General features: G+C 71.6%; 17 protein-coding genes. 4 read left to right on the top strand and 13 right to left on the bottom strand.

The window, feature by feature from the left end:
* Positions 1–99 precede the first annotated feature (99 nt).
* The 6 genes from cbiE to CP980_RS26865 all read right to left on the bottom strand — a co-directional run bounded on the left by cbiE (position 100) and on the right by CP980_RS26865 (position 5441).
* Positions 100–1323 (bottom strand): precorrin-6y C5,15-methyltransferase (decarboxylating) subunit CbiE, encoded by a 1224-nt coding sequence (cbiE, locus tag CP980_RS26890; protein WP_150529251.1) that lies wholly within the window; start codon positions 1321–1323, stop codon positions 100–102.
* Positions 1324–1427: 104 nt separating this feature from the next.
* Positions 1428–2111, bottom strand: a complete 684-nt coding sequence (locus CP980_RS26885) for a GNAT family N-acetyltransferase (RefSeq protein WP_132760367.1) — start codon at positions 2109–2111, stop codon at positions 1428–1430.
* Between the two features lie 152 nt (positions 2112–2263).
* Complete coding sequence (locus tag CP980_RS26880; protein ID WP_132760368.1) at positions 2264–3127, bottom strand: MetQ/NlpA family ABC transporter substrate-binding protein; 864 nt, start codon at positions 3125–3127, stop codon at positions 2264–2266.
* 93 nt (positions 3128–3220) lie between these two features.
* Positions 3221–3889 carry a methionine ABC transporter permease gene (locus CP980_RS26875; RefSeq protein WP_099893711.1) on the bottom strand — a complete coding sequence of 223 codons (669 nt, stop codon included), beginning with the start codon at positions 3887–3889 and terminating at the stop codon, positions 3221–3223.
* Positions 3886–4950: a methionine ABC transporter ATP-binding protein gene (locus CP980_RS26870; protein ID WP_150529250.1), complete on the bottom strand. Its 1065-nt coding sequence runs from the start codon at positions 4948–4950 to the stop codon at positions 3886–3888. Before CP980_RS26870 ends, CP980_RS26875 begins: the two co-directional genes overlap by 4 nt.
* A gap of 365 nt (positions 4951–5315) precedes the next feature.
* The gene (locus tag CP980_RS26865) at positions 5316–5441 is read right to left on the bottom strand and encodes a hypothetical protein (RefSeq protein WP_373312933.1); all 126 of its coding nucleotides are present in this window, start codon (positions 5439–5441) and stop codon (positions 5316–5318) included.
* Positions 5442–5601: 160 nt separating this feature from the next.
* On the opposite strand from CP980_RS26865, the gene CP980_RS26860 reads away from it, so the two are divergent.
* Together CP980_RS26860 and CP980_RS26855 are read left to right on the top strand one after the other, a co-directional pair.
* Positions 5602–5970, top strand: coding sequence for a hypothetical protein (locus CP980_RS26860; protein WP_150529249.1), 369 nt, complete (start codon positions 5602–5604; stop codon positions 5968–5970).
* Positions 5963–6379: a hypothetical protein gene (locus CP980_RS26855; RefSeq protein ID WP_132760371.1), complete on the top strand. Its 417-nt coding sequence runs from the start codon at positions 5963–5965 to the stop codon at positions 6377–6379. Before CP980_RS26860 ends, CP980_RS26855 begins: the two co-directional genes overlap by 8 nt.
* A gap of 15 nt (positions 6380–6394) precedes the next feature.
* Here CP980_RS26855 and CP980_RS26850 read toward each other — a convergent pair whose 3' ends face one another.
* The 3 genes from CP980_RS26850 to CP980_RS26840 all read right to left on the bottom strand — a co-directional run bounded on the left by CP980_RS26850 (position 6395) and on the right by CP980_RS26840 (position 8802).
* The gene (locus CP980_RS26850; protein WP_099893706.1) at positions 6395–6901 is read right to left on the bottom strand and encodes a GNAT family N-acetyltransferase; all 507 of its coding nucleotides are present in this window, start codon (positions 6899–6901) and stop codon (positions 6395–6397) included.
* A gap of 37 nt (positions 6902–6938) precedes the next feature.
* The gene (locus CP980_RS26845) at positions 6939–7454 is read right to left on the bottom strand and encodes a sigma-70 RNA polymerase sigma factor region 4 domain-containing protein (protein WP_132760372.1); all 516 of its coding nucleotides are present in this window, start codon (positions 7452–7454) and stop codon (positions 6939–6941) included.
* Between the two features lie 127 nt (positions 7455–7581).
* On the bottom strand, positions 7582–8802 hold the full coding sequence (locus CP980_RS26840) for a glycerophosphodiester phosphodiesterase (protein ID WP_189998920.1): 1221 nt from the start codon (positions 8800–8802) through the stop codon (positions 7582–7584).
* A 303-nt stretch (positions 8803–9105) separates the two neighbouring features.
* On the opposite strand from CP980_RS26840, the gene CP980_RS26835 reads away from it, so the two are divergent.
* On the top strand, positions 9106–9735 hold the full coding sequence (locus tag CP980_RS26835) for a lysophospholipid acyltransferase family protein (RefSeq protein ID WP_132760373.1): 630 nt from the start codon (positions 9106–9108) through the stop codon (positions 9733–9735).
* Positions 9736–9738: 3 nt separating this feature from the next.
* Here the strand turns inward: CP980_RS26835 and CP980_RS26830 are convergent, their stop codons facing one another.
* From CP980_RS26830 to CP980_RS26820, 3 genes are all read right to left on the bottom strand, one after another.
* On the bottom strand, positions 9739–11214 hold the full coding sequence (locus CP980_RS26830) for a membrane-associated oxidoreductase (protein WP_150529248.1): 1476 nt from the start codon (positions 11212–11214) through the stop codon (positions 9739–9741).
* Between the two features lie 68 nt (positions 11215–11282).
* Positions 11283–12839 carry an MFS transporter gene (locus CP980_RS26825; RefSeq protein ID WP_229907171.1) on the bottom strand — a complete coding sequence of 519 codons (1557 nt, stop codon included), beginning with the start codon at positions 12837–12839 and terminating at the stop codon, positions 11283–11285.
* Positions 12836–13387: a TetR/AcrR family transcriptional regulator gene (locus tag CP980_RS26820; protein ID WP_099893701.1), complete on the bottom strand. Its 552-nt coding sequence runs from the start codon at positions 13385–13387 to the stop codon at positions 12836–12838. The genes CP980_RS26825 and CP980_RS26820 overlap by 4 nt, the downstream gene beginning before the upstream one ends.
* A gap of 89 nt (positions 13388–13476) precedes the next feature.
* Between CP980_RS26820 and CP980_RS26815 the strand changes: the two genes are divergently transcribed.
* Positions 13477–13995: an HAD domain-containing protein gene (locus CP980_RS26815; protein WP_150529247.1), complete on the top strand. Its 519-nt coding sequence runs from the start codon at positions 13477–13479 to the stop codon at positions 13993–13995.
* 159 nt (positions 13996–14154) lie between these two features.
* Here the strand turns inward: CP980_RS26815 and argH are convergent, their stop codons facing one another.
* Positions 14155–15585, bottom strand: a complete 1431-nt coding sequence (argH, locus tag CP980_RS26810; RefSeq protein WP_123515309.1) for an argininosuccinate lyase — start codon at positions 15583–15585, stop codon at positions 14155–14157.
* Between the last annotated feature and the right edge of the window lie 77 nt (positions 15586–15662).

Genomic DNA, 15662 nt, shown 5'->3' with positions numbered 1-15662 from the left:
TCGCGCGTCCGGCGGTGCCGTCACCCCCGGAGATGCCAGGGCGGTACGACGATCGGCCAGCCTACCCCGGCGCCCGCGGCGGGTGGTGCCGGGGACCGCTCAGCGGTTCGCGGGGCGTTCGGCTGCCAGCAGGAAGACGACGGAACGGTCCTGTTCGCTCCACGTACGGGTGTCCAGGCCCACCGACTGGAGGAGCGCGCACTCGACGGTGTAGCCGCCCTCGGTGAGCGCGTGGCCGATCGCCTCCGCCTCGTCGCGGGTGGAGGCGTGGCTGACGATCCGTTCGGGGCGGCGGTCGGCGACGGCCCGGGCGACCGCGGCTCCCCCGCCGCCGATGCGGACGACGTCGGGTTCGGGGAGGTCCTCCAGTACGTGCGGGGCGCGGCCGGCGACGACCTGGAGCTGTACGCCCCGCTCGCGGGCGGCGGCCGCCGCGCGTTCGCAGGCGCGCGGATCGGCGTCGACCGCGATGACGGCGGCGCCGAACGCGGCGGCCTCCACGGCGAGGGCGCCGGAACCGGTGCCGATGTCCCAGACGAGGTCGCCGGTGCGCGGGCCGAGGCGGGCGAGCTGGGCGGCGCGCAGCAGCGCCGACTCCCCCTCGCCCGCGCCGGCCCCGGCGCGGGCCCAGCCGCGTCCGCCGGTGTGGGCGGCGCCCTGGCCGAGCAGCCAGGCCGGGTCGGTGGCGGTGGCGGAGGGCGCGGCGGGGGCGGCGACGGCCTGTCCGCCGATGACGATGACGACGTTGGGGTCGCGCCAGTTGTGGTCGGGGACCCGGTCGGAGGTCAGGACGGTCACCTGTTCCTTGGAGGTGCCGAGCTCCTCGCAGATGACGAAGGTGCGGTGGACCCCGCCGAGCAGCAGGGCCAGTTCGGCGGGTCCGGCGCCGGGAGAGGTGAGGACGGCGACCTTGCCGTGGGCGCGGCACACGTTGACGGCGCGGCGCAGCGTACGGGGGTGGGCGACGACGACCTGGGCGTCGTCCCAGGGCATTCCGGCGCGGGCGAAGGCGGCGGCGACGGAGGACACCGCGGGGACGACCTCCACCTCCAGGCCGTGCTCCGGGGCGCGCAGGGTGCGTACGGCGCCGAAGAAGCCGGGGTCCCCGTCGGCGAAGACGACGGCGGTGCCGCGGTGGCCGGCGATGCGGCGGGCGGCGAGTGAGAGGCTGCCCAGGCGGATGCGTTCGGCGGTGGGCGGTACCTCGGGCAGGGCGAGGTGGTGGGCGGCGCCGGCCACGAGGGTGGCGGCGGAGAGCGCGGACCGGGCGGCCGCGGTCAGGGGCGAGCCGTCCCAGCCGATCACCGTGACCCGGTCGGCCATCGTCGTCAGTCTCCTGGGGTGGGGGCGGGCGGAGCTTCGTCGGCGGGAGCCGGCGGGCGGGGCGCCAGGCACGGTGAGACTACCTGGTCATCGGGTCGGCCCGGTCAGCTCCAGTCGGCGCCCACGGCGTAGCCGCCGGCGCCCGCCTGGGCGCCGCGTCCGTATCCGTAGTCGTCGTGGCCGTTGTAGCCGTCCGACTCGTCCATGTCCTCGATGTCCTCGGGGAGCAGGCTCCAGACGATGAGGTCGGTACGGGTTTCCGTCCAGGAGCCGTCGGGCGTCTGGGTGCGCACCATCCACGCGTTGCGCAGGACGCCCTCGCTGATGCAGCCGATCTTCTGGGCGACCTGCTGGGAGGCGGTGTTGTCGGCGGCGGTGCGCAGTTCGAGGCGTTCGAAGCGCTGGTCGTGGAAGAGCCACTGGGCGACGGCGAGTACGGACTCGCTGGCGTAGCCCTCGCCGCGGGCCCAGGGGGCGGTCACGTAGCCCACCTCGGTGCTGCGGGTACGCCAGTTGGTGTTCTTGAGGTGCACGATGCCGACGAGGCGCTGGGTGAGGAATTCGGCGACGGCAAAAACGATGCCTCTGCCCTCGGTGCGCTCCGCGTGGGAGTGCGCGGTGGCCCAGGCGTGGGCGTCGGCGCGGGTGTAGGGGTGCGGCGCGGAGGTCCAGGCGGTGACGTGCTCGTCGTTCATCATCTCGGCGAGCGCGTTGACGTCCTCCCCGTCGAAGGGGCGCAGCACCAGCCGGTCCGTGCTGATGGTGACGTCCGGGAAGGTGGTAGTCATGCGCAGCTCCATGCCGTTGCTGGACCTTTGTGCGGGCCGTAGGCACAGCATGCAGCATCGGCGGTGTGATGTGGCGGCCGGGTTGCCCGGAAGCGGGCAGCGCTCGGCCCCGCACGCCCGGGGGGCGTACGGGGCCGATCAGCGGTTCGGTATCAGGCCTTCGGGGTGCCGAAGGCGGGGACGACCGAGCCCTGGTACTTGTCCTCGATGAACTTCTTGACCTCGTCGGAGCCCAGGAGCTTGGCGAGCTTCTCGATCCGCGGGTCCTTCTCGTTGCCGGCCTTCACCGCGAGGAAGTTGGCGTACGGGTTGCCCTCCGCCTTCTCCAGGACCAGCGCGTCCTTGGCGGGCGAGAGCTTGGCCTCCAGGGCGTAGTTGCCGTTGATGACCGCGGCGTCCACGTCGTTCAGGGCGCGCGGGACCGTGGCGGCCTCCAGCTCCTTGAACTCCAGGCCCTTCTTGTCGGTGATGTCGGACAGCTTGGCGGCGGTGCCGACACCCTCCTTGAGGGTGATCAGGTTGTTGGCGGCGAGCAGCTGGAGCGCGCGGCCCTCGTTGGTGGTGTCGTTGGGGACGGCGACGGTCTGGCCGGCCTTGATGTCGGTGAGGGCCTTGACCTTCTTGGAGTAGAGGCCGAGGGGCTCCAGGTGCACGTTCACGACGGGCACGATGTGGGTGCCGTTCTTCTTGTTGAAGTCGTCGAGGTACGGCTTGTGCTGGAAGTAGTTGCCGTCGACCTGGCCCTGCTCGGTGGCGGTGTTGGGGAGCACGTAGTCCGTGAACTCCTTGACCTCCAGCTTGAGGCCCTCCTTGGCCGCCAGCTTGTCCTTCACGAAGTTCAGGATGTCGGCGTGCGGGCTCGGGGAGGCGGCGATGACGAGCGGCTTGCTCTCGTCGACCTTGCCGCCGTCGGCCTTGGTGGAGGACGGGTCCGAGGAGCTGCCGCAGGCGGTGAGGCCGAGGGCGAGCGCGGCGGACGCGGCGGTGAGGGCGGTGACCTTGATGTTCTTACGCACGAAGAGTGCCTTTCTTGCTTTTTCCGGATGGAGGCCCAAGCACGACAAGTGCGGGCTTTCGGGAAGGGGGTTCAGGGGTGGCGTGGGCCCGGTTCAGGCTGTCCGGCCGCGGCGGGCGAGCAGGCGTACCACGCCGTCGCCGATCAGCTGGATCACCGTGACGATGGCGATCAGGACCACGACGGTGGCGAGCATGAAGCCGGTCTCGAACCGCTGGAAGCCGTAGGTGATGGCCTTGGAGCCCAGGCCTTCGCCGCCGACCGCGCCGGCCATGGCCGAGTACCCGATCAGGGTGATCAGCGTGGTGGTGACGGCGGCGACCAGCGAGGGCAGGGCCTGCGGCAGGAGCACCTTGCCGACGAGGGTGGGGACTCCGCCGCCCATGGATTCCACGGCCTCGACGAGACCGTGGTCCACCTCGCGGACGGCCGTCTCGACGAGGCGGGCGAAGAAGGGGATGGCGCCGATGGCCAGCGGGACGATCATGGCGGTGGGGCCGATGAAGGTGCCGACGACGGCGGTGGTGACCGGGATCAGGGCGATCAGCAGGATGATGAACGGCAGCGAGCGGCCTATGTTCACGATCACGCCGAGGACCTTGTTGAGCGGCCGGTTCTGCAGGAGGCCGCCCTTGTCGGTGAGGACGAGGAGGATGCCGATGGGCAGTCCGCCGGCGACGGTCACCAGGGTGGACCACAACACCATGTAGAGGGTGTCGTACGTGCCCTGGGTGAGCAGGGGCTGCATCTCGGACCAGGTCACTTGGCACCATCCTCGACCAGTGCGGCCAGTTCGTTCTCCAGCACGCCGGTGGCGTCCTCTTCCTCGACGACGTCCACCTGGAGGCCCTGTTCGCGCAGGAAGCCGACGGGCACGACGTTGTCCTCGTAGCGGCCGGGCAGTTCGATGCGCATGCGGCCGATCTGGCGGCCGGCGACGGTGTCCATCGCGGCGCCGAGGATCGAGATGTCGATGTTGTACGTCCGCGACAGCTGGGAGATGACCGGCTGGGTGGCGGCCTCACCGTGGAAGGTGACGTCGACGACCGTGCGGTCGGGACCGGTGGCGGCGCCGCTGACGGGGAACAGCTCGCCGGCGAGCTCGGAGCCGGGGGTGGCGAGGAGTTCGGAGACGGTGCCGGACTCGATGATCCGGCCCTGCTTCATGAGCGCGGCCGAGTCGCAGACGGTCTTGACGACGTCCATCTCGTGGGTGATCAGCAGGACGGTCAGGCCGAGCTGCTGGTTGAGGTCGCGCAGCAGCTGGAGGATCGAGCGGGTGGTCTCGGGGTCCAGGGCGCTGGTGGCCTCGTCGGAGAGGAGCACCTTGGGGTCGCCGGCCAGGGCGCGGGCGATGCCGACGCGCTGCTTCTGGCCGCCGGAGAGCTGGCCGGGGTAGGCCTTGGCCTTGTCGGAGAGGCCGACGAGGTCGAGCAGTTCGAGTGCCTTGCGGGAGCGCTCGCGGCCGGAGACCCCGAGGATCTCCAGGGGCAGCTCGATGTTGCCCTGGACGGTGCGCGAGGACAGCAGGTTGAAGTGCTGGAAGACCATGCCGATGCGGCTGCGCGCCTCGCGCAGCTCCTTGCCTGCGCGGCGGCCGCGGCCGGCGAGCGCGGTGAGGTCGACGCCGTCCACGGTCACGGTGCCGGTGGTGGGGCGCTCCAGCAGGTTCACGCAGCGGATCAGGGAGGACTTGCCGGCGCCGCTCTGGCCGATGACTCCGTAGACCTCGCCCTCGCGGACGTGCAGATCGACGCCGTCCAGGGCGGTGACCTCGCGGCCACGGGACTGGTAGACCTTCGTGAGGCCCGATGTGGTGATCACAGGAATTCCGTCGCTGTCGAGTGCGCGGCGCAGCGGGGTGCCGGCACGGGGCAAACATCTGGGGACGCGATACGGGTCGAACCGTCACAAAGGGACGACGTCGACGCGTGCGCGGGGCAGGAGCGGTCCGGGGTGCGTGGACGGGCTCGGCCGGGTCTCGCTTCGGGGCGCGAGACGCAGGGAGAGGGACCCTCAGAAGGCGCACATTCGACACATACAACGAGCACCGGGCGTCATCGTCGCCTCGGTCGCAAGGGTGCGGCTGCTCGTCGTGGTCATGGGCCCCAGTAAAGCAGACGTATCCCGTCACCGATCAAAGCTGTCCGGATAGCGGACGGATTGTGGCCGCATACCGGACGCTCCGGTCAGCTCGGGCACTCCGCGGACCCCCCGAGCCCGTCCTCGCTGACCTGCACGGACACCGCCAAGAGGTCCCGTTCGACCAGGTCCGCCTCCAGCCCGCCGACGGGGTGCGTTGTGGTCAAGGCCACGGTCCGCATCCCGGCGGCTCGGTCGACGGACTCCATGGCGGAGACGAGGTTGCGTCGTCGTCGAACAGCAGCGCTTCGGCGTGCAGGTTCATGCCCTCCGGCACAGCCCGCGCCCAGGGGTGCGCGCACCGGGTCTTTCGGCCCGTAATACCCTCGCTGCATGCTCGACGCCCTGACGGTCGCCCTCGGCGCGGCCGCACTCGCCCTCGCCGCCTGGTGCGGATTCGCCGCCCTGCGAGACCAGCCCACCAAGGACTGGCACTTCATCGGCATGGGCGTGGTGGCCCTGCTGGCCCTGGCCCAGCTGGTGGTCGGCGTGGTCGAGCTGGCCCGGGGCGGCGAGCCCGACGAGGGCGCGGTGATCTTCGTGGCCTACCTGGTCGGCGCCTTCGCGGCGGTCCCGGCCGCCGGGCTGCTCTCGCTGAGCGAGCGGACCAAGTGGGGTTCGGTGACGGTGGCCGCGGGCGCACTCGTCCTCGCGGTCCTGGAAGTACGCCTCTACGACATCTGGGGGACCCCCGGTGCCTGACACGACGACCGCCCCCGCGGGCGCACGCAAGCGGCTGGTCTCCGGACCGGGACTGCTGCTGGTCTGGCTGTACGGGGTGATGGTGGTGGGCGCGCTGTCGCGCTCGGCCTACCAGATCTCCACCGAGTTCGGCCGGGCGCCGCTGGCGTACTCGCTGTCCGGCGCGGCGGCCCTGGTCTACGCCTTCATCACGTACTCGCTGGTCCGCGGCGGGGAGACGGCCCGCAGGGCGGCGCTCTTGTGCTGCGCCGCCGAGCTGGCCGGCGTACTGGCCGTGGGCACCTGGACGCTGGTGCGGCCCGAGGCCTTCCCGGACGCGACCGTGTGGTCGGACTTCGGGATGGGCTACCTGTTCATCCCGGTGATCCTGCCGATCACCGGGATGCTCTGGCTGCGCGCCAAGCGCTGAGGGCGGTCAGGGACTTCAGGCGCTGACCGCGAAGTCGGCCGCGTCGGTGGCCTCCTTCTCCAGGATGACCAGGCGCACGCCGTCGGAGGCCGTGCGGCCGCCGACCTGTACGTAGCCGGCGTTGCGGTACAGGCGCAGGTTGGACTCGCTCTTGTGACCGGTGTGCAGGCGGAAGCGCGTGGTCTCCGCGTGGCCCGCGAGGGCCTCCTCGACGGCGCGCAGCAGCCGGGCACCGAGCCCGTGGCCCTGCAGGCGCGGGTGGACGCAGAGCTTGGCGATCTTGCCGGTGCCGTCCTCGTCGACGCTGCCGCGCACGGTTCCGACCACTTCGTCGCCGAGCCGGGCCACGAGCACCGTGTCCGACTCCAGCTCCGCCTTGAGGGAGTCCAGGGTCTGGGTGAGCGGCTGGATACGGTAGTTGCCGTACAGCTCGGCCTCACGCTGGAACGCCAGGTACTGCAGTTTGAGGATCTGCTCAGTGTCCTCGGCAGCTGCCGCCGAAATGGTCACGCTCATGCCCATGTGCGCATGCCTCCCGCTCACCTGGTAGCCCATTGGTCTACCGCTCCCTTCCCCGAAGGCGAGGAGCCGCAACCTCTGACGCGAGCATTCTGCGCAGACATCCCAGGCAACGGGAACGCACGGGTCCCAAACTTCCTTGTGAGATACCCAACTCTCCTGCGATTTCACGGTAGGTGAGGTCTCTGGGCGAAAGAAGTGCCCCCATGAGCTCCGGACAGCGTCCGGGCAATCGGGCGACGGCCGATCGGAGGGCCCGGTTCTCCTCCCCGTGCAGCAGCGCGTCCTCGGGCCCCGCGCCCGCGCTGCCGGGACGGCCGCCGTACGGGATCTCGCGGCGGGCGCGGCGCCGGGCGAGCCGGGCTTCGGCGCGGACAGCGCGGCGCAGCCAGCGGGCCGGTTCGGCCGGGGCGGGGTCGTGTTCCAGCAGCCTGACCCAGACTGCTTGCTCCAGGTCGGCGGCTTCCACTCCCGCGCCCGGGGCCTCCGCCGCCGCCTCGGCGGAGAGCAGCGGGCCCAGTTCGTTCAGGAGGTCGGAGTCCTTCAGCAGGTCCATGCCGGGCGGGACGCGCGGGCCGGGCCCGGCGGTTTCCCCACCCGGCACAGCCCACCCGTACGTGATATTCCGCTTATCTGTTGACGGTGCGGGGCGTCGGCGTCGGCCGAAAGCCGTCGCCGCCCGCCTACCGGCCGCGGCCCGGGCGGAAGGCCTCCGCCGCGAGCAGCCCGGTGTCCGCGTTGTCGGTGAAGATGCCGTCGATGCCCTGCTCGAAGTACGCCTTGAAGGCGCCGAAGGCGTCCCCGTACGCGTTCGGGTCGGTGCCCTTGCGGTACTCGGCCGGCAGGAAGGTGTTCTCGTTGCGCGCGGTGTAGGGGTGCAGCACGAGCCCGCGGGCGTGGGCGTCCCTGACCAGCGTGGTCGGCGCGGACAGCTTTCCGGACGCGTCACGCGGGAGGATCAGGTCCATGGTGGGGCCGATGCCCTGGGCGAATCCGGCGATCCACTTCAGGCCCTCGGGCTTGACCAGGTCCGAGACGGTACGCGGGTCCTTGGCCTGTTCGAAGTCCCAGGGCCGGGTGCCGGCGGCGGACAGCAGGACCACGCGCGGCGCGGAGACCAGCCGGGAGAGCCGCTGGATGCTGGACGGCTCGAAGGACTGCAGGAAGAGCGGGGCGCCCCGCCCGTCGCGGCCGTAGCGGCGCAGCAGTTCGGCGAGGGGCTCTTCGAGGCCGAGGCCCAGGGAGCGGAAGTACGTGGGGTGCTTGGTCTCGACGTGCAGCCAGACGCGCCTGCCCCGGCGCCTGCCCTCGCGGTCGGCCCAGCGCAGCACCTCTTCGAACGTGGGCACGTCCCACCGGCCGTCGTAGAGGGTGTTGCGCTGGCGGACGGCGGGGATGCGCTCCTTCGCCCGCAGGGTCTTCAGTTCGGCGAGGGTGAAGTCCTCGGTGAACCAGCCCGTGATCGCGACCCCGTCGACCGACTTGGTCGTACGCCGCGAGGCGAACTCGGGGTGGTCGGCGACGTCGGTGGTGCCGCCGATCTCGTTCTCGTGGCGGCACACCAGGTGCCCGTCCTTGGTGGGCACCAGGTCCTGCTCGACGACGTCCGCGCCCAGGTCGAGGGCGAGCTGGTACGAGCCGAGGGTGTGCTCGGGCCGGTAGCCGCTGGCCCCGCGGTGGCCGATGACCAGCGGGACGGGGAGGTCCCGGTACCCGCCGCCGTGCCGTACGTCGGCCGCGTAGGCCTCCTCCGCGGCCCGCCCGGCCTGCCCTGCCTGCCCTGCCTGCCCGGCTGATGACGGCGTCGCCGAGGCGGATCCCGCCGCGAGTCCCGCCATGCCGCCGCCCGCTGCCAGGACGGCCGCTCCCAGGACCGTGCGCCGTGCTGCCCCACCCTGCGTCATGAGTGCCACTCCAGTCGTCTGAGAGGGCCTGGGGGCACCCGGGATCTCCGGGTCCCGGCGGCCCGGTTCGGCACGCCGATCGTAGGCAGCGGCCGGTGGCGCGGGGGTGGGCCTGCGGGGAACATGGCGCAAACGCGCGTCAACACTGCGTATCCACCTCGTGAACCCGATGTGCACTCGGAGCTGACCCGCGAGTATCGTCCTCACCTGCACTACCCCCGTGTGGTGCGAAAATCGCGTTTCGATGCCGGAGGGCTCACGTTGTTCCGTACATCGCTCATCAAAGCCACTGTCGGACCGGTCATGCGCATGATGTTCCGCACCCGTGTGGAGGGCATCGAGAACATCCCGGGCACCGGTCCGGTGATCCTGGCGGGCAACCACCTCACCTTCATCGACTCCATGATCCTTCCGCTGGTGTGCGACCGTACGGTCCACTTCATCGGCAAGGACGAGTACGTGACGGGCAAGGGCGTCAAGGGCCGCGCCATGGCCTGGTTCTTCACCGGGTCGGGCATGATCCCGGTCGACCGTGACGGCGCCAACGGCGGCGTCGCCGCCCTGATGACCGGCCGCCGCATCCTCGAAGAGGGCAAGATCTTCGGCATCTACCCCGAGGGCACCCGCTCCCCCGACGGCCGCCTCTACCGCGGCCGCACCGGCATCGCCCGCCTGACCCTGATGACCGGCGCCCCCGTGGTCCCCTTCGCGGTGATCGGCACCGACAAGCTCCAGCCGGGCGGCAAGGGCATGCCGCGCCCGGGCCGGGTGACCATCCGCTTCGGCGAGCCGATGGAGTTCTCCCGCTACGAGGGCATGGACCGCGACCGCTACGTGCTGCGCGCCGTCACGGACTCGGTGATGGCCGAGGTCATGCGGCTCTCGGGCCAGGAGTACGTGGACATGTACGCCACCAAGGCGAAGGCGGCCTAGCCCCTACTGGCGCTGGAGTGACCGGCTGACGCCCGCCGCGGTCGTCGTGGCGAGGACCCAGCCGGTCACGATCAGCACGTACGAGAGCCACTGGTACCAGCCGTTCGGCGCGAAGGCGCCCTCCTGGCCGAAGCCGACGATCGGCAGCATCAGGTCGATCGTGTAGAACACCGGATTGAACTCCGGCGCCTCCCCTGCCTTGAGCTCCCTCGGCGGGTGCAGGCCGTACGCGATCGAGCCCGTCAGCAGCAGCGCCGCCAGCCAGCCCGCCGCCCGCAGCGGCCGGAACCCGTAGCCGACGGTGACCTCCTGGAGCAGCCCCCAGGCCCTGGCGTGCCGGGGCAGGGTCCGGCGGTGCCGGCGCAGCTTGGCCAGCTGTACGGTCCGCGCCCCCGCCTCGTCCCCGACCGTGCGGTAGGCGGCCGCGAGCCGCTCGTACGCGTACGGGAGGTACCCGGACTCCTCGCGCTCCAGCGCGGGCAGCCGCTCCTCGGCGGGCAGGTGGGGGTGCAGGACCCGGTAGGTGAGCCCTTCCGTGCGGATCACCGGCGGCCAGACGCCGGGTTCGGCGTAGAGCATGTCCAGCTGGCTCCGGCGCAGGTTCACGATGCCGTCGATGGGCGGGCACAGCCTGAGCCAGAACTCGCCGATCGCGCAGCTGCTGGCCCGCAGGGCCACTCCGTCCCGGTTGGCCAGGCGCGCGCGGGTGAGGATCAGCTGGCCGGGGATGCGGGCGCCGGTGAGGTTCACCATCCCTTCGGCTTCCAGCCGGTGGCCGCGCAGGTCGGTTCCGACGGAGACGGTCTCGGCGTGGAGGGCGATCCCGCCGGGGTTGATGAGCTTGGCCCGGTCCAGGCTGATCAGGCCGGCGATGGTGGCGCCGTTGATCCGGAGCTGGCCGTGGACGGTGAGCTCGTCGGCGATGATGTCGGTGCCTATTTCGGCGTGGTTGAGCTGGAGCGGGGGTTCGCCCTGCTCGTCGGAGAGGGTGCCCGGCCGGATGACCGCTCCCTGGAGGAAGAGGCCGCCTGCTATCCGGGCCCCCGTGAGCCGGACCGGACCCGTGACGTGACAGCAGTTGAGCCGCAGGGTGATGTCGACGCAGAGGGTGGACGCGGTCAGTCCGGGCAGCGCCGAGTCGGTCAGGACCAGGGCCCGCAGCCGGGCCCCGTACAGCTGGGGTTTGCGCTCGAACCAGCAGGCGCGGAGCCGGATCGGATGCTCGATGACCGCGTACTTGAGATCCAGCTTCCCGATGATCCGGACGCCGCGCACGTTGATCCCGGGGACCTGCCCCGACGGGGCGGGGTCGCTGAGCAGGAGGGCGGCGATCACCTCGGCGCGTACCGTGCGCTCGGGCCCCCAGTCGCGTCCGTCGCAGGCGTCCTCGTCGGGGCCTTCCCGGAAGTCGACGCCCTCGCCGCGCGGGAAGGCCTCCCATACGCGGCGTTCCGCCGGGGTCAGCTCGTTGATCTCCACCGCCGGGATGCTGCCGCGACCGTGATCGACTGTCAACTCCGGTCGCGTCAGCACCCGCTGGCGGTACGTCAGTGCTCGACGCCGTCCTGGAGCCGCTGGCCCCTGAGCAGGAACCAGGCGGCCACCGCGGTGGCGAGCAGCACGGCCGCGCCCACGCCGGAGGCGAAGCGCAGGCCGTCCACGAAGGCGTCCTGAGCGGCGCCCACCATGGTCTGCGCGGTCGCCGGATCCAGCACCTTGGCGGCTTCGACGGCCCCGCCCAGCGATTCGTGGGCGGCGTCGGCGACCGGCCCGGGGACCGAGGCCGGGGCGGTGAAGCCCTGGTAGACGCCGGTGACGACGGAGCCGAGCAGGGCGATGCCGAGGGCGGCGCCGAGTTCGTACGCGGTCTCGGAGACGGCCGAGGCCGAGCCCGCCTGCTCCTTGGGGACGCTGGAGAGGATCACGTCGGCGGTGACGGTGAAGGAGAAGCCGGCGCCGAGGCCGACGACCAGCAGGGCCGCGCCGAGCAGCGGGTAGCCGCTCTCCTTGTGGATCAGGGTGAGCGCGCCGAGCGCGAGGCCGATGGCCGCGAGGCCGCCGGTGACGATCGACCGCACCGAGTACCGGCGGGCGTAGCGGCCGGCGACCAGGCCGGTGACCACGGCGCCGATGGCGGCGGGCAGTTCGGCCAGACCCGCCTCCAGGGGGTCGCGGCCCTGGACGAGCTGGAGGAACTGGGAGAGGAAGAAGACGAGGCCTGAGAGGCCGAAGACGGTCAGCAGGTCGGCCAGGACCGCGCCGGAGAAGCCGCGGTGCTTGAAGAGCCGCATGTCGAGGAGGGGCGACGGCAGGCTGAACTGGCGGCGGACGAAGGCGTACAGGCACGCGGCGCCGAGACCGGCGGAGACCGCGACGCCCCAGGTCACGCCGTGGGTGGCGATTTCCTTGACGGCGTAGACCACGCCGATGACGCCGACGAGGGAGAGGGCGACGCTCAGCAGGTCCCAGGGGCCGGCGACCGGGTTCTTGGACTCGGGCAGCAGCTTGATGCCGACGAGGACCAGGGCGACCATCACGGGCAGGTTGATGAGGAAGACCGAGCCCCACCAGAAGTGCTGGAGCAGGGCTCCGCCGACGACCGGGCCTATCGCCGCGCCGGCCGAGGCGGTGGCGCCCCAGATGCCGATGGCGAGGCTGCGCTCCTTGGGGTCGTGGAAGATGTTCCGGATCAGCGCGAGGGTCGAGGGCATCAGCGTCGCGCCGGCCACGCCGAGCAGGGCCCGGGCCACGATCATCATCTCGGGGCTGGTGGCGTAGGCGTTGAGGACGGAGACGGCGCCGAAGGCGGTCGCGCCCGCCAGGAGCAGCTTCTTGCGGCCGATGCGGTCGCCGAGGGAGCCCATGGAGACGAGCAGGCCGGCGATGACGAACGAGTAGATGTCGCCGATCCACAGCAGCTGGGTGCCGGACGGCTTGAGGTCCTCGCTGAGGGAGGGCGTGGCGAGGCCGAGTACGGTGGCGTCCACCGCGACCAGCAGGACCGCCAGGACGAGCACGGAGAGCGCCAGCCAGCGCCCCTTGCTCCCCTTGGCCCCGCTCGCCTCCGTCCCCTGCCCCTTGGTCAGCTGTTCCGTGCGGCTCATTTCTCCACGCTCCGTCGTGCGCCACCGAGCAGCAGCTCGATGATCATGTACTGGAAGTCCTTCGCGGCGACCCGGCCGTCCATGACGGCCCAGGCGCAGGTGCCGATGAGGCCGTAGAGGGCCTCGGTGAGCCAGGCGGGGCTCAGGTCGATGCGGATGTCGCCCTCCGCCTGGCCGCGCCGGAAGAGCGCGCTGACGCGGGCGTCGAGCCGGGCCCATCCCTCGTTGACCTGGTCGCCCTCGAAGAGCTGGTTCTCCGTGACGAGGAAGGCCAGCAGCTGGGCGTCGCGCTCGGCCTCGGCGACGAGGCGGCGCAGGGCCTCGACCGCGGTGCCCTCGTCGAGGCGGGCGTTGTCGAAGGCCGCCTCGAACTGGCGGATGCCGAGTTCTTCGAGGGCCCGTACGAGGGCGTCGCGCCCGGCGAAGTGCCGGTGGAGGGTCGCGCGCCCGATGCCTGCGGCGCGGGCGACCTCGTCCATCGTGGCGGTCGATTTGCGGGAGAGCAGGGCTGCGGCGTCGCGGAGCACCTGGTCACGATCCATGGCCATGAGACAAGCATACCCCGAATGAGACGCGAATGTCTCACACGAGGCAAAAATGAGCTGCCCCGGGGCAGCCGGAAAGGAATCCTCACCCCATGAAGCACACGAAGCCACTGCTGCTGATCGACGTGGACGGCCCGCTGAACCCGTACGCGGCTCAGGCCGAGCGCCGCCCGGAGGGCTACACCACCCACCGGATGCGTCCGACCGGCTGGACGCCGGCCGAGAGCCCGCGGCCGCTGCGGGTCTGGCTGAACCACGACCACGGCGCGGAGCTGCTCGCGCTGGCGGACGCCTACGAGCTGGTGTGGGCCACCACGTGGAAGGACGAGGCGAACGACTGGATAGGCCCGCACCTGGGCCTGCCGCGCCTGCCGTTCATCGACTGGCCGCAGATGCACGGGCGCGCGCCGCGCGGGACCTTCTGGAAGACGCAGTACGTCCTGGAGTACGCGGGCACCCGCGAGTTCGCCTGGATCGACGACGACATCACCGAGATGGACCGGGAGTACGCGGAGCAGCGCCATCCCGCGCGCGCCCTCCTGATGCGGATCGACGAGCGGATCGGTCTGACCCGGCCGGACTTCGACGCGCTGGCGCACTGGGCGCGGTGAACGCCGCAGGGGCGGCCGGAGACGGGCTCCGGCCGCCCCTGCGGGCATGCCACGGCGTGCGGGGGTGCAGGGCCCGGGCCCCCGGAGGGGTGGCGGGCGTGCGGGCCGCAGGGCCGCGGGGCGAAGGGGCAGCGCCGTGCGGCTACTGCGTGTGGGTGGCTACTGCTTGTGGGTGGCCCAGGCGTGCTGGATGACCAGGTCGGCCTTCAGCTCCGCGAGCTGCTTCGCGACCGCCGAGGGGGCCGTGCCGCCGCGGCCGTTGCGGGAGGCGAGGGCGCCCGGCACGTTGAGCACGGTGCGCACCTGCGGGGTCAGGTGCTCCGAGATCTTCGCGAACTGCTCGTCCGTGAGCTCGTCCAGCTCGATCCCGAGCGCCTCGCACTCCTTGACGCACTCGCCGGCCACCTCGTGCGCGACGCGGAACGGCACGCCCTGCTTGACCAGCCACTCCGCGATGTCCGTGGCGAGGGAGAAACCGGCCGGTGCCAGCTCCTCCATCCGCTCCCGGTTGACCGTGAGGGTGGCCATCATCCCGGTGAAGGCCGGGAGCAGGACCTCAAGGGTGTCGCAGGAGTCGAAGACCGGCTCCTTGTCCTCCTGAAGGTCGCGGTTGTAGGCCAGCGGCAGCGCCTTCAGCGTGGCGAGCAGGCCCGTCAGGTTGCCGATGAGCCGGCCCGACTTGCCGCGCGCCAGCTCCGCGATGTCAGGGTTCTTCTTCTGCGGCATGATCGACGAGCCGGTGGAGAAGGCGTCGTGCAAGGTCACGAAGGAGAACTCCTTCGTGTTCCAGATGATGATCTCCTCCGCGATCCGGGACAGGTTGATCCCGATCATCGCGGTGATGAAGGCGAACTCGGCGACGAAGTCGCGCGAGGCCGTGCCGTCGATCGAGTTGCCGACCGAGCCCCGCTCGAAGCCCAGGTCGGCGGCGACCGCCTCCGGGTCCAGCCCCAGCGAGGAGCCGGCCAGCGCGCCCGAGCCGTACGGGGAGACCGCGGTCCGGGTGTCCCACTGCCGCAGCCGCTCCGCGTCCCGGGACAGCGACTGCACGTGGGCCAGTACGTGGTGCGCGAAGAGCACCGGCTGCGCGTGCTGGAGGTGGGTCCGGCCCGGCATGGCCACGTCGTGGTGCGTCTCGGCGAGGCCGACGAGCGCGTCCTGGAGGTCGGCGATCAGGCCGCCGACGATCCGGGCGTGGTCGCGCAGGTACATCCGGAAGAGGGTGGCCACCTGGTCGTTGCGGGACCGGCCCGCGCGCAGTTTGCCGCCGAGGTCGGCGCCGAGCCGCTCCAGCAGGCCCCGCTCCAGGGCGGTGTGCACGTCTTCGTCGGCGATGGTCCCGGTGAAGGAACCGTCGGCGACATCGGCTTCGAGCCGGTCCAGGCCCGCGATCATGCGGTCGAGCTCGTCCGCCGTGAGCAGGCCCGCCTTGGCGAGCACCCGGGCGTGGGCACGGGATCCGGCGATGTCGTACGGCGCGAGGCGCCAGTCGAAGTGGACCGACGCGGACAGCTTCGCGAGGGCCTCGGCGGGGCCGTCGGCGAACCGGCCGCCCCAGAGCCGGACGTCACCACCGTTGTTGCTGCTCACAGCTGCTGCTCCTCAAGAACGTGTGCGTGGATGTGCGTCGGCCTCCCCGTCGCGGAGGGTACGGGGAGGCCGACTCG

It is taken from the genome of Streptomyces vinaceus, assembly GCF_008704935.1.
Lineage (GTDB): Bacteria > Actinomycetota > Actinomycetes > Streptomycetales > Streptomycetaceae > Streptomyces > Streptomyces vinaceus.
This window is presented reverse-complemented; position numbering and strand designations above follow the sequence as displayed.

Coding starts and splice junctions, on each gene's coding strand:
- cbiE (WP_150529251.1), bottom strand. CDS start 1,323: ATGGCCGACCGGGTCACGGTGATCGGCTGGGACGGCTCGCCCCTGACC.
- CP980_RS26885 (WP_132760367.1), bottom strand. CDS start 2,111: ATGACTACCACCTTCCCGGACGTCACCATCAGCACGGACCGGCTGGTG.
- CP980_RS26860 (WP_150529249.1), top strand. CDS start 5,602: ATGCTCGACGCCCTGACGGTCGCCCTCGGCGCGGCCGCACTCGCCCTC.
- CP980_RS26850 (WP_099893706.1), bottom strand. CDS start 6,901: ATGGGCATGAGCGTGACCATTTCGGCGGCAGCTGCCGAGGACACTGAG.
- CP980_RS26845 (WP_132760372.1), bottom strand. CDS start 7,454: ATGGACCTGCTGAAGGACTCCGACCTCCTGAACGAACTGGGCCCGCTG.
- CP980_RS26840 (WP_189998920.1), bottom strand. CDS start 8,802: ATGACGCAGGGTGGGGCAGCACGGCGCACGGTCCTGGGAGCGGCCGTC.
- CP980_RS26835 (WP_132760373.1), top strand. CDS start 9,106: ATGCGCATGATGTTCCGCACCCGTGTGGAGGGCATCGAGAACATCCCG.
- CP980_RS26825 (WP_229907171.1), bottom strand. CDS start 12,839: ATGAGCCGCACGGAACAGCTGACCAAGGGGCAGGGGACGGAGGCGAGC.
- CP980_RS26820 (WP_099893701.1), bottom strand. CDS start 13,387: ATGGCCATGGATCGTGACCAGGTGCTCCGCGACGCCGCAGCCCTGCTC.
- CP980_RS26815 (WP_150529247.1), top strand. CDS start 13,477: ATGAAGCACACGAAGCCACTGCTGCTGATCGACGTGGACGGCCCGCTG.